The following is an 11,619-nucleotide window of genomic DNA, read 5'->3' on the forward strand; positions in this document are numbered from 1 at the left end:
TGCGTGTGCGGAACGGGACGGAGCACTTGGCGGGCGAGGAGCTGAACTCTCCGCCAACTGAACCGAGTTGGTAACCAACTCTGCTGAAGTTGTCCCCACTTGGCTGCCAGTCCTAAACAACTCCCAAACAACTGCCGTGAGATGGATCAAAGTTGTAGCGTTTTGGTCGTGACCCAGGAGAACGCGCAGGAGACCGCGCAGGAGCACACGGCGGTGAACGGAAGCCGGCGCAGCCCCTCGGCCCAGGAGATCGCCGAGACCCTGCGCGAGCGGATCCGCTCGGGCGACCTCAAACCGGGCGACCGGCTGCCCACCCAGGCCGAACTCGCCGACGAGTTCGGGGTGGAGCGGGGCGCCGTCCGCCAGGCCCTGCGGGCGCTCCAGGACGACGGGCTGCTCAGCAACGTCAGCAAGGGCAGCCCCCCGAGGATCGCCGAGGCCGCCCCCGTGCGCGAGGAGCCCCAGCCGGCCCTGGTGGGCCTCGCCCCGCGGCTGACGGACGCGTTCGCGGATCGGCGGGTGCGCATCGACGTGGTGTGCCACACGGCGGAGACGCTGATGGTGGCGCTGAGCGAGCCGATGCGGCTGATCCACGAGGGCCGGCTGCGTCCCGAGGGCATCGAGGTGCGCGTCCTCGTCCCGTCCCGGGACATCTCCCTCGCCTTCCCCGTCTCCGTCACGGGCGACGGGGAGGAGGACACCGCGATCCACCGGCGCTGGCTCCAGATGCGCAACGCGCAGGCGCAGGTGCTGCGGCACAACCTCATGTCCCTGCGCTCCACCCACGGCATCGACGTCCGCGTCACCTTCCGCGCGCTGCCCTTCACCCCGCCGGTCAAGCTCTACCTGCTCAACGGCGACGAGGCGCTGCTGGGTTACTACACGCTCACCCGGCGGGAGGAGGGCTGGGGCGAGGAGGTGCTGGACATGTTCGACGCACTGGGCTCCAAGTCCCTGCTGTTCTCCTTCGTCCGCAGCGCCGGCCGCCGCGACGCCGTGTTCGTCGCCGAGTCGCAGAAGTGGTTCGACGCCCTGTGGGACACCATCACGACGGAGCTGTCGTTCGCGTAGCCGCGGTCACGGCCCCGTGGTCGCCGTCCGGCGTCCACAGGTCCTGGTGGCGGCGGGGGCCTGGTGGCCGCAGGTCCTCGTAGCCGTCGTCCGGCCGGAACGGTAGTGGCGCGAGCGGTCCTGGAGCAACGGGATTTCACCGCACTAGGGTCGCGGACGTGATCACTTCGAGTACGGGAACCGGCCCCGCCGTCAGCGGCTTCCGGGACGTCCCCACCACGACCCTCGCCGATCTGCTGGGTCGCGCCCACGTCATGGACATCGGCATCCGCCCGCTGTGGGGGCCGGTGCCGCGCGTGGCCGGACCGGCGTTCACGGTGCGGTGCCCGCCCGGCGACAACCTGATGCTGCACGCCGCCATCCACCGGGCCGCCCCCGGTTCGGTGATCGTGGTGGAGTCCGGCGACCTCGACCACGCGCTGGCCGGCGGCAACGTGTGCGCGGTGGCGCAGCGCCGGGGCGTGGCCGCGTTCGTCGCCGACGGGCTGATCCGCGACCTCGGCGAGGTGCGGGACGCCGGCTTCCCCGTCTTCGCCCGCGGGATCATCCCCGTCCCGGGCGCCAAGTCGGTCGTGACCCCGCTGAACGAGCGGGTGCGCTGCGGCGGGGTCGAGGTCGAGGCGGGCGATGTCGTGGTCGCCGACGAGGAGGGCGTCGTCACGGTCCCGGCCGCCCGCGCCGAGGAGATCCTCACCGCCGCCCGCGCCCGGCTCGCCAAGGAGGCCACCCAGACCCTGGACGACTGGGAGACCTCCCACCGAGCCCGCATCGACGCCCTCCTGCACGAGGCCGGCTACGAGACCGGGGCCTGAGGCCTCGACGCCCCTGTGCCGCCACGACGTCGGCGACCGCACAGCCGACGTCGGCCGGGGCGCCGGACGCGCGGCGACAGCCGCAGCGCCTCGGGCGACAGCCGGGACGCCTCGGCGAACGCCCCGATGCTCAGCAACCCGCTACCCGCCCCCCTCACCCCGGGCGCTCCGCCCGGTCCGACCGATGCCGCGGCTTTCCCCGCCGGGAAGGCCGAGGCAGGGCGGACGGTTCCGGGTCGCGCCCCAGGGGCGGCGCGCGCTGTTGCAAGCGGTGTGCTTGCAATTGTTAGCGGGGTGGGTGCATGGTGGAGGCATGGCATCGCTCAATGTCGGCAATCTCGGTGAGTACCTGCGCGAGCAGCGGCGCAACGCGCAGCTGTCGCTGCGGCAGCTCGCCGACGCCGCCGGGGTGTCCAACCCGTATCTGAGCCAGATCGAGCGCGGGCTGCGCAAGCCGAGCGCGGAGGTGCTCCAGCAGGTCGCCAAGGCGCTGCGGATCTCCGCCGAGACGCTGTACGTACGGGCCGGCATCCTCGACGCCGAGCGGGACCGGGACGAGGTGGAGACGCGCGCCGTCATCCTCGCCGACCCCACGCTCACCGAGGGGCAGAAGCAGGTGCTCCTCCAGGTCTACGAGTCCTTCCGCAAGGAGAACGGGTTCGGGGCCGGCAAGGCCGCCCGCGGCGACGGCGCGGGCGGGACGGGCGCGGCCCCTTCCGGCGGCCCCGGCACCGTCGCCGGCGGTGGCGGCGGCGCCACCGGCGACGACGCGGACGACGTGCACATCGAGAGCGACGGCGACGGTCCCGGCGGCGTCATACGCCCCGCCGCCGTTCCCGACCCGGACGGCGGCCGTTCCGGGGCCGGCGCCGGGCGCCAGGCCCCCAGATCCGGCGGCGGCGCCGGGCCGCGGGAGGCGGCCGGCTGATCCGCCGGCCGGCCCGCCGAGGCGGCCGGTGCGGCGGCCGGGCGGACCACCGCGGCGCACCACGCAGACCACAACCCTCAGCCGAAAGCGATCCGGGAGGATCAACACCATGGCCATCACCGACGACCTGCGCAAGACCCTCAGCGACCCCAAGCCGCTCTACTTCGCCGCCGGCACCGCGGACCTGGCCCTGCGCCAGGCCAGGAAGGTGCCCGCCCTGGTGGAGCAGCTGCGCGCCGAGGCCCCCGCGCGGATCGACGCCGTGCGCAACACCGACCCGAAGGCCGTCCAGGAGCGGGCCACCGCACGCGTCAAGGAGACGCAGGAGACCGTCCAGACCCGGGTCACCGGCTTCCTGAACTCCCTCGACACCGACCTGAAGAAGTTCGGCACCAACTTCGACGCCGACCTGAAGAAGCTCGGCGAGACCGCCCAGGACCTCGCCCTGCGCGGCGTCGGCGTCGCCGCCGAGTACGCCGTCAAGGCCCGCGAGACCTACGACAAGCTCGCCGAGCAGGGTGAGCAGGCCGTGCGGACCTGGCGCGGCCAGGCCGCCGAGGGCATCGAGGACATCGCCGAGGGCGTGGAGGAACTCGCCGTCGCGGTCGAGCCCGAGCGCGAGCCGAAGCCGCGCCCCGCGGCCGCCGCGCCGGTCCAGCCGGTCAAGGCGGAGGAGTCCAGGGCGGCCGCGGCCAAGGTCACCGAGGTCAAGGCCGCCACCGCCCCGACGGCGAAGAAGGCCGCGACCGCTCCGGAGGCCAAGAAGGCCCCGACCCCGCGCAAGAACGTGGCCCCGGCCGGGAAGAAGACCACCCCGCCCGCCAAGTAGTCACCGGTCCCGGCCCGGCCGCGGGGGCTGCGTCTCCCCGGCGGCGGGCGGGGCGCGTCACCCGTACGGGCGACAGGTGTGCGGGCCGGGCACCCTCGGGGTGCCCGGCCCGTTCTACGGGTACGGTGACGGGACGAGTCGGAGAGAACGGGCGGTGGACGGCATGCTGATGTTGGGCTTCGCGGGCTTCCTGGGGATCATCAAGATCGTCCTCATGGCCCTGGCCGCGTTCGGGCTGTTCGACGCGGCGTTCCGGCGCGAGGACGCCTTCCGCGCGGCGGACAAGCAGAACAAGGTGTTCTGGCTGGTCATCCTGGCGCTGGCGCTGCTCGTGAGCTATCTGTTCTCGATCATCGGCATCCTGCCGGCCATCGGCGCGGTCGCGAGCATCGTCTACATCGTGGACGTACGGCCCGCGCTCAAGCAGGTCTCCGGCGGCGGCAGCCGCTGGGGCCGCAGAGGCGGCAGCAGCAGCGACGGCCCGTACGGCCCGTACAACGGCGGCCGCTGAGCACTCCGCGCACGGGCGGTGACGGCGGCGACCCGAGCCGCCCGGCGGCGAGCCGGTCACCGCCGTGGCGACCGCTTGGACGACCGCCGGGTCGCGATGCCTCGGCGGCGCGCCCCGATACGGTGACCGGCGGCGTGCCCCGGCCCGGTGCCGGCTTCCGGTCCGGTGCCGGCTTCGCGTCCCGCTACGGCTGCCGGTCCAGGAGGACCACCGCCACGTCGTCGGTGAGGTCGCCGCCGTTGAGTTCGCGGGCCTCGTTCACCGCCTCCCGTAGCAGTTCCTCGCCGCGCAGGCCCTGGTCCAGCTGGCGGCGGACCATCTCCAGCATCCCGTCCTGGCCGAGCCGTTCGCCGTCCACGCCGCTGCGGCCCTCGATCAGGCCGTCGGTGTAGAGCATCAGGCTCCACTCGGCGCCCAGCTCCACCTGGGTCCGGGGCCAGCGCGCTCCGGGCAGCAGACCGAGGGCGGGTCCGTTGTTCTCGTACGGCAGCAGCCGGGCGGGCCGGCCCGGCGTGATGACCAGCGGGGCGGGGTGACCGGCCAGGCACAGTCCGGCGCGGCGCCCGTCGGGCGCGATGTCCACCGTGCACAGCGTCGCGAAGATCTCGTCGTCGGCGCGTTCGTGCTCCAGCACCTGCTGCAACGTGTTCAGCAGCTCGTCCCCGCACAGCCCCGCGAGCGTCAGCGCCCGCCAGGCGATCCGCAGCTCCACGCCGAGCGCCGCCTCGTCGGGACCGTGCCCGCAGACGTCGCCGATCATGGCGTGCACGGTGCCGTCGGGGGTGCGCACGGCGTCGTAGAAGTCGCCGCCTAGCAGCGCGCGGGAGCGGCCGGGGCGGTAGCGGGCGGCGAAGCGCAGCGCCGCGCCGTCCAGCAGCGGCGTCGGCAGCAGCCCGCGCTCCAGCCGGCGGTTCTCCTGCGCCCGCAGCTTGCCCTCGGCGAGCCTGCGCTCGGCGCTGTCGGACCGCTTGCGCTCCACCGCGTACCGGATGGCCCGGCTCAGCAGCGGCCCGTCCAGCTCGTCGCGCAGGAGGTAGTCCTGCGCACCCACCCGTACCGCCTCGGCGCCGCGCTCGGCGTCGCCGGAGGCGGTGAGCGCGAGGACGGCGTGCCGGGGCGCGAGTTCCAGCACCTGCTTGAGCACGGCCAGCTCGTCGTCCGCCCCGCCCGCCCGGCCCGGCGCGGGCAGCGCGAGGTCGAGCAGGATGCAGTGGACGTCGTCGGTGAGCAGCCGCCCGGCCTCGGTGAGGTTGCGGGCGGTGCGGATACGGATGGGCTTGCCGGAGGAGTCGATCAGTTCGGGCACGATCGGCGAGCCGCCGGGATCGTCCTCGATCAGCAGCAGGGTCAGCGGTGCGCTGCCGTGGGCATGGTGGCCGCCGGAGCGGCTGTCCTTCTCTACCGTGGTGTCCTTCGTGGCTTCCCCGTGCGGGGCCGGTGCCGCGGCGGGGCCGGCGGCGCCGTGGGACACGGTCTGCGCCTGGCCGCTCTCCGCGGCCGGGATCGCTCGCTGCCGGGGTACGGGCACGGGCATCGTCCTGGGTTCCTTCCCTCCCCCCGAGGGCGTGGTGGGTACGAGGGACCTCGCCCCACCGACGGGGACCATAGCGGTAGTCGGCGCCGCAGCGGAATGGTGTGAGGCACGTCGCTCCCGCCGCGGCCTCTGTCATATGCCGCGATCCCTACCGGAGTTGGACAGCGCGACCGGGGCCGGGGGATGACGTAGCTCACGCCGCCCCCTGGTGCGGCGGGGGGCTCGGGTGCGGTGCGTCACATGGTCCAGGTCACCGGGTGGCCGGCTTCCCGGAACCCGTCTCCGCGTCCGGCCGCACCACGCCCAGGATCGGCATCTCGCCCGCGCCCGCGAGGGTCACCGTGCGACCGGGGCGCGGGGCGTGCACGATCCTGCCGTCGCCGACGTACATCGCGACATGGCTGGCGTCGCCGAAGTAGATGATCAGATCGCCGGGGCGCATGTCCTGCACGGCCACGTGCGGCAACTGCTTCCACTGCTCCTGCGAGGTGCGCGGGATGGGCCGCCCCGCCGCCGCCCAGGCCTGCGAGGTCAGCCCGGAGCAGTCGAACGTCTTCGGCCCCTCCGCGCCCCACTCGTAGGGTTTGCCGATCTGCGCGGTGGCGAACCCCACCGCCTTCGCGCCCGCCTCGGTCGCCTCGCCGCTGACGTCCTTGAGGACGCCGGTGCCCAGCCAGGCCGTCTGCGCCTGCGCCGCGGCCTCCTTCTCCAGCTGCGCCAGCCGCTCCCGCTGCCGCTTCTCCAGCGTGTCCTGGAGCTTCTCCGCCTCCTCGATCCGCTCCTGGACGCGTTTCTGCGCGGCGGCCTTGGCCTTGCGGTTGGCCTCCAGGTCCTTCAGGCGCTCGGCGGCGTCGTCGGCGTACTGCCGCAGGTCCTGCTGGGTGCGGGTCATGTCGTCGATCAGGCCGCTGGTGGCCCGCTGCCCCTGGATCACCAGTCCGGCGCTGTCGAGGAACTGCTGCGGGTCGCCGCTGAGCATGAACTGCACCTGGGGCGGCAGCCCGCCGGTGCGGTACTGGTCGCGGGCCGCCGCGCCGGCGCGGTCCTTGAGACCGTCGAGCTCGCGCTGCCCGGCGGCGATCTTCTCGTTCAGATCGGCGATCTCGGCGGACTGCTTCTTCGTCTTCTCCTCGGCCGCGTTGTAGGCGTCGGTGGCGACGGCGGCGTCGTGGTACAGATCGTCCAGTTTCGTCCGGACCGCTTCCAGGTCCTTGTCCGGCGGGAGTGTGACCGAGGGGGAGGGGGAGGGTGAACCGGACGGCGAGGCCGGCGCGGTGGACGTCGGCGCCGGGTCGGGTCGCACGCTCGCGAACGCCGTACCCGGCGCCCCCAGCAAGGTGACCGCGCAGACCACGGTCACGGCCGCCGCGAGCACAGTGCGCCTGCCCCGTCCCATACCCCAGCCCCCAAAGCTGATTTACCGTCAGTAACTTAACCGCGTCTGGGGGATCGTGCCATGCCGCCGCGCAAAACGACAGAGGCCGTCACGATCCGGGTCCGCCAAAGCCCCACCCGCGCCCCACCCGTGACGATCTCCCGCCTGTGTGACGAAGGGCGCACGGAGATCGTTCCCCGCAGTCAGGGCCACAGCGAGACGTGGCCCGCCGACGCCGGGAGCGCGCGTCCGGCCCGTCTCACCGCGGCCCGCGCCCCCTTCGGTCGTGTGCCGCGCCCTTCAGCCGCGCGGCGCCAACGCCCCCCACGCCACCGTCACTTCGCCCTGCCGCCAGCGCTTCGGCCCGTCCGTCACCGGCCAGTCGGCCGTCAGACCGCGCACCGCGCGCATCCAGCGCTGCCGGGCGCCGTAGGAGGCGTAGGGCGCGGCGGCGGCCCAGGCGCGGTCGAAGTCGCGCAGGAAGGCGTGCACCGGCTCGCCGGGGACGTTGCGGTGGATGAGCGCCTTCGGGAGGCGTTCGGCGAGGTCGGAGGGCCGGTGCAGGGAGCCGAGGCGGGTGGCGAAGGTGACCGTGCGGGGGCCCTCCGGGCCGAGCGCGACCCACACGTGCCGCCGCCCGATCTCGTCGCAGGTGCCCTCCACCAGCAGCCCGCCGCGCGACAGCCCGTCCGCCGGGGCGAGCCGCGCGCACAGCCGCTCCCAGACGCCGGCGACCTCGGCCTCGTCGTACTGGCGCAGCACGTTCGCCGCGCGGATGAGGTGCGGGCGCGGCGTGACCGGCACCTCGAAGCCGCCGTGCCGGAAGACCAGTCCGTCGCGCTGGTACGGCAGGGCGGCCGCGACCCGGGCCGGCTCGATCTCGACGCCCACCACGCGCGCGCGTGACGCCACGGTGCGCAGCCGGTGCAGCAGTTCCACGGCCGTCCAGGGGGCGGCGCCGTAGCCGAGGTCGACGGCCACGGGATCGGTGGCGCGCCGCAGCTCGGCGCCGTGCACGGCGGCTATCCAGCGGTCCATGCGGCGCAGTCGGTTCGGATTGGTCGTCCCGCGCGTCACCGTTCCCACGGGGCCTGTGGCGCGGGTCGCTGCGCGGGATGTCATGGATACGAGGGTATGGGGGCACTCGGTGCAGGACGTACGGCGTGTGGCCGCCCCGAGGCCGGCACGCACCCCAGTATCGAACGGTTGACCGACTCTCGGTAATGATTCGGCAAAAGTGCCGGCGTTGGGATGGAAGCGGGCCCGTCCGGCGTTGCCCCCGAAGGGCGCGCCGCGACCCCTGTCCGGCATGTCCGCGACAGCAGCAGAGAGGAACGCCACGTGAGCCAGTACGTCAGCAGGCTCGGGCGTCGCTCCGCGTCGGCTCCCGCGCGGCTGCGGCTGTACCGTCGCCCCCGGCGCGTCGCCATGCTGTCCGTGCACACCTCACCCCTGCACCAGCCGGGCACGGGCGACGCCGGCGGCATGAACGTCTACATCGTGGAGCTGGCCCAGCGGCTGGCCGCGCAGGGCGTCGAGGTGGAGATCTTCACCCGTGCCACCGCCGGCGGCCTGCCGCCCGCCGTCGAACTCGTCCCCGGCGTCCTGGTCCGGCACGTGGACGCCGGCCCGTACGAGGGCCTGGCCAAGGAGGACCTGCCGGCCCAGCTGTGCGCCTTCACCCACGGCGTCATGCAGGCATGGGCCGGTCACCGCCCCGGCTACTACGACCTCGTCCACTCCCACTACTGGCTCTCCGGCCACGTCGGCTGGCTCGCCGCCCAGCGCTGGGGCGTCCCCCTGGTGCACGCCATGCACACCATGGCCAAGGTCAAGAACGCCAGCCTGGCCGAGGGCGACACCCCCGAACCGGCCGCCCGCGTCATCGGCGAGACCCAGATCGTCGCCGCCGCCGACCGGCTGATCGCCAACACCGACGAGGAGGCCGAGGAACTGGTCCGGCACTACGCCGCCGACCCCGCCAAGGTCGCCGTCGTCCACCCCGGCGTCAACCTCACCCGCTTCCGCCCCGGCGACGGCCGCGCCGCCGCCCGCGCCCGCCTCGGCCTGCCCGAGGACGCCCTGATCCCCCTGTTCGCCGGCCGCATCCAGCCGCTCAAGGCCCCCGACGTCCTGCTGCGGGCCGTGGGCGTCCTCCTCGACGAACGCCCCGACCTGCGCTCGCGCATCGTCGTCCCGATAGTCGGCGGCCCCAGCGGCAGCGGCCTCGCCAAACCGGAGGGCCTCCAGAAGCTGGCGGCCCGGCTCGGCATTGCCGACGTCGTGCGGTTCCGCCCGCCCGTCGGGCAGGACCAGCTCGCCGACTGGTTCCGGGCCGCGTCCGTGCTGGTCATGCCGTCCTACAGCGAGTCCTTCGGCCTGGTCGCCATCGAGGCGCAGGCCGCCGGCACCCCCGTGCTCGCCGCCGCGGTCGGCGGCCTGCCGGTCGCGGTGCGCGACGGCGAGACCGGATTCCTCGTCCAGGGCCACGACCCGGCCGCCTACGCGCGCGTGCTGCGCGACTTCGCCGACACGCCGCACCTCGCCGACCGCATGGGCGCCGCCGCCGCCCGGCACGCGCGGTCCTTCGGCTGGGACTCCTCGGCCGCCGCCACCGCCGACGTCTACACGGCCGCCCTGCACGCCCACCGCCGTCGCGTACGCTCCCCCCATGGGTAAGGCGATGGGCGAAAGCGAGCAGCAGCGGGCGGCACAGGTCATCGAGGCCGCGCTGAAGGACGCCGAAGTGGAGTGGGAGAGCCCCGAGCCGGGCACCTACGTCGTCAAACTCCCCGGCACCCGCAAGCTGTCGACCACCCTCCAGATGATCGTCGGCCGCCACTCCCTGTCCCTGAACGCCTTCGTCATCCGCCACCCCGACGAGAACGAGGCGGGCGTCCACCGCTGGCTCCTGGAGCGCAACCTCAAGCTGTACGGCGTCGGTTACGCCGTCGACCACCTCGGCGACGTCTACGTCACCGGCCGTCTGCCGCTGGCCGCGGTCACCGCCGACGAGGTGGACCGCCTCCTCGGCCAGGTCCTCGAAGCCGCCGACGGCAGCTTCAACACCCTGCTGGAGCTGGGCTTCGCCTCCGCGATCCGCCGCGAGTACGCGTGGCGGGTCTCGCGCGGGGAGTCGACGCGGAACCTGGAGGCGTTCGCGCACCTGACGGAACGCCGGGGGGAGTGACGGGGATTTCGCCCCGTCGCCGTCCTCCGCCCGGTCAGCGGGCGCGGTAACGGCCGGGAGTGACCCCGACCAACTTCCGGAAGTGCCGGGTCAGATGGGCCTGGTCGTAGAAGCCGGTCGCCGTGGCCACCTCGGCCGGCGGCATCCCGGCCAGGAGCAGCCGCCGGGCCCGCTCGACCCGCCGGGACAGCAGGTACTGGTGCGGCGCGATGCCGTACGCCCCGCTGAACGCCCTCACCAGATGCGCCGGATGGGCGTGCACGGCAGCCGCCGCCTCGTCGAGGGTGAGGCCCTGCGGCACCCGCTCGTCCAGCAGCTCCCGCAGCCGCCGGGCCACACCGGGGTCCGGCCGCGGGACCTCCGGCGCGCCCCGAGGCCGAAGACGGGCGCGCAGCCGCTCGCCGACCAGCGTCAGCCTGCTGTCCGCCTCCAGCTCCTCGCCGGGCAGCGCGAGCGCGGTGTGCAACTGCGCCACCCGCCGTCGCAGCACCGGGTCCCGCAGCCCGGGCCCGTCCACGGCCGCCCCGATGAGGTCCTCGCCCAGCCGGCTGGAGTCCAGGTACAGCACCCGCTTGCGGAAACCGTGCGGGGTGGCCGGGGAGCCGTTGTGCGGCACGTGCGGCGGCAGCAGGGTCACCGTGTCGAGGGGGGTGCCGTGCTCGTGCCGGTCCAGGTCGTACCGTACGGCCCCGTCGTCCACGATCAGCAGCGTCCAGGCGTCGTGGACGTGCATCGGATAGGCGTAGCCGGTGAACTGCGCGTGGAAGACCTCCACCACGCCCGGAACGCGCGGGCGCCAGGCGGAGACGCTGCTCGAGATGCCGCCCCGGGACGGCCAAGCGGGCCGGGCGGCGGACTGGGCGGCCATGCAAAGAACGTACAAGACCACGCCGCGGGCCGTCCGCGAGGCTTCCGGCATGCCTGACATGCGTTTCGACACGAAGATCGCCGTACTGCTGCGCGAGGACCTGGAGTCCTGGCAGCGCCTGAACGTCACCGCCTTCCTGGTCAGCGGCCTCGGCACGACGGTCCCCGAGGTGATCGGGGAGCCGTACGCGGACGCCGACGAGGTGCCGTACCTGCCGATGTTCCGCCAGCCGGTGCTGGTCTTCGAGGGCGCCAAGGAGACGCTGACGGCGGCGCACGGACGCGCGCTCGCGCGCGCCCTCCCGCGCGCCGTCTTCACCTCCGACCTCTTCGCGACGGGCAACGACACGGACAACCGCGCGGCGGTGGCGGCGGTCCCGACCGCCGACCTTGATCTGGTGGGCCTGGCGGTGTACGGCCCGCGGAACGCGGTGGACAAGGTACTGAAGGGGGCACGGATGCACCCGTGAGGCGGGGGCGCATGCAGGGGCGGGGGGAACTG

Annotated in this window: 12 protein-coding genes; 8 read left to right on the top strand and 4 right to left on the bottom strand. The window is 73.9% G+C overall.

The window, feature by feature from the left end; all coding sequences use genetic code 11:
- Positions 1-162 precede the first annotated feature (162 nt).
- The 5 genes from AB0N63_RS04500 (at position 163) to AB0N63_RS04520 (ending at position 4,151) form a co-directional block, all read left to right on the top strand.
- The gene (locus AB0N63_RS04500) at positions 163-1,071 is read left to right on the top strand and encodes a winged helix-turn-helix domain-containing protein (RefSeq protein ID WP_365523964.1); all 909 of its coding nucleotides are present in this window, start codon (positions 163-165) and stop codon (positions 1,069-1,071) included.
- Between the two features lie 158 nt (positions 1,072-1,229).
- Positions 1,230-1,883: an RraA family protein gene (locus AB0N63_RS04505; protein ID WP_365523966.1), complete on the top strand. Its 654-nt coding sequence runs from the start codon at positions 1,230-1,232 to the stop codon at positions 1,881-1,883.
- Positions 1,884-2,196: 313 nt separating this feature from the next.
- Entirely contained in the window at positions 2,197-2,811 is a 615-nt protein-coding gene (locus tag AB0N63_RS04510) for a helix-turn-helix transcriptional regulator (protein ID WP_365523969.1), read from the top strand.
- Between the two features lie 109 nt (positions 2,812-2,920).
- On the top strand, positions 2,921-3,640 hold the full coding sequence (locus AB0N63_RS04515) for a hypothetical protein (protein WP_365523972.1): 720 nt from the start codon (positions 2,921-2,923) through the stop codon (positions 3,638-3,640).
- Positions 3,641-3,803: 163 nt separating this feature from the next.
- Positions 3,804-4,151 carry a DUF2516 family protein gene (locus tag AB0N63_RS04520; protein WP_365523975.1) on the top strand — a complete coding sequence of 116 codons (348 nt, stop codon included), beginning with the start codon at positions 3,804-3,806 and terminating at the stop codon, positions 4,149-4,151.
- A gap of 184 nt (positions 4,152-4,335) precedes the next feature.
- Here the strand turns inward: AB0N63_RS04520 and AB0N63_RS04525 are convergent, their stop codons facing one another.
- From AB0N63_RS04525 to AB0N63_RS04535, 3 genes are all read right to left on the bottom strand, one after another.
- Positions 4,336-5,685 carry a fused response regulator/phosphatase gene (locus AB0N63_RS04525; protein ID WP_365523978.1) on the bottom strand — a complete coding sequence of 450 codons (1,350 nt, stop codon included), beginning with the start codon at positions 5,683-5,685 and terminating at the stop codon, positions 4,336-4,338.
- A 250-nt stretch (positions 5,686-5,935) separates the two neighbouring features.
- On the bottom strand, positions 5,936-7,081 hold the full coding sequence (locus tag AB0N63_RS04530; protein ID WP_365523980.1) for an NlpC/P60 family protein: 1,146 nt from the start codon (positions 7,079-7,081) through the stop codon (positions 5,936-5,938).
- 279 nt (positions 7,082-7,360) lie between these two features.
- Positions 7,361-8,182, bottom strand: coding sequence for a class I SAM-dependent methyltransferase (locus tag AB0N63_RS04535; protein ID WP_365523982.1), 822 nt, complete (start codon positions 8,180-8,182; stop codon positions 7,361-7,363).
- 219 nt (positions 8,183-8,401) lie between these two features.
- Between AB0N63_RS04535 and mshA the strand changes: the two genes are divergently transcribed.
- Positions 8,402-9,739: a D-inositol-3-phosphate glycosyltransferase gene (mshA, locus tag AB0N63_RS04540; RefSeq protein WP_365523984.1), complete on the top strand. Its 1,338-nt coding sequence runs from the start codon at positions 8,402-8,404 to the stop codon at positions 9,737-9,739.
- 4 nt (positions 9,740-9,743) lie between these two features.
- Positions 9,744-10,250, top strand: a complete 507-nt coding sequence (locus AB0N63_RS04545; RefSeq protein WP_365524739.1) for a YbjN domain-containing protein — start codon at positions 9,744-9,746, stop codon at positions 10,248-10,250.
- 34 nt (positions 10,251-10,284) lie between these two features.
- Here the strand turns inward: AB0N63_RS04545 and AB0N63_RS04550 are convergent, their stop codons facing one another.
- The gene (locus AB0N63_RS04550) at positions 10,285-11,118 is read right to left on the bottom strand and encodes an AraC family transcriptional regulator (RefSeq protein WP_365523986.1); all 834 of its coding nucleotides are present in this window, start codon (positions 11,116-11,118) and stop codon (positions 10,285-10,287) included.
- Here AB0N63_RS04550 and AB0N63_RS04555 point away from each other — a divergent pair.
- Complete coding sequence (locus AB0N63_RS04555; RefSeq protein WP_365523988.1) at positions 11,117-11,587, top strand: DUF2000 domain-containing protein; 471 nt, start codon at positions 11,117-11,119, stop codon at positions 11,585-11,587. The genes AB0N63_RS04550 and AB0N63_RS04555 overlap by 2 nt on opposite strands.
- Positions 11,588-11,619 lie beyond the last annotated feature (32 nt).

The sequence above is a fragment of the Streptomyces sp. NPDC093260 genome (genome assembly GCF_040683715.1).
GTDB classification, from domain to species: domain Bacteria; phylum Actinomycetota; class Actinomycetes; order Streptomycetales; family Streptomycetaceae; genus Streptomyces; species Streptomyces sennicomposti.

Coding starts and splice junctions, on each gene's coding strand:
- AB0N63_RS04510 (WP_365523969.1), top strand. CDS start 2,197: ATGGCATCGCTCAATGTCGGCAATCTCGGTGAGTACCTGCGCGAGCAG.
- AB0N63_RS04550 (WP_365523986.1), bottom strand. CDS start 11,118: ATGGCCGCCCAGTCCGCCGCCCGGCCCGCTTGGCCGTCCCGGGGCGGC.
- AB0N63_RS04555 (WP_365523988.1), top strand. CDS start 11,117: ATGCAAAGAACGTACAAGACCACGCCGCGGGCCGTCCGCGAGGCTTCC.
- AB0N63_RS04530 (WP_365523980.1), bottom strand. CDS start 7,081: ATGGGACGGGGCAGGCGCACTGTGCTCGCGGCGGCCGTGACCGTGGTC.
- AB0N63_RS04525 (WP_365523978.1), bottom strand. CDS start 5,685: ATGCCCGTGCCCGTACCCCGGCAGCGAGCGATCCCGGCCGCGGAGAGC.
- AB0N63_RS04520 (WP_365523975.1), top strand. CDS start 3,804: ATGCTGATGTTGGGCTTCGCGGGCTTCCTGGGGATCATCAAGATCGTC.
- AB0N63_RS04545 (WP_365524739.1), top strand. CDS start 9,744: ATGGGCGAAAGCGAGCAGCAGCGGGCGGCACAGGTCATCGAGGCCGCG.
- AB0N63_RS04515 (WP_365523972.1), top strand. CDS start 2,921: ATGGCCATCACCGACGACCTGCGCAAGACCCTCAGCGACCCCAAGCCG.
- AB0N63_RS04535 (WP_365523982.1), bottom strand. CDS start 8,182: ATGACATCCCGCGCAGCGACCCGCGCCACAGGCCCCGTGGGAACGGTG.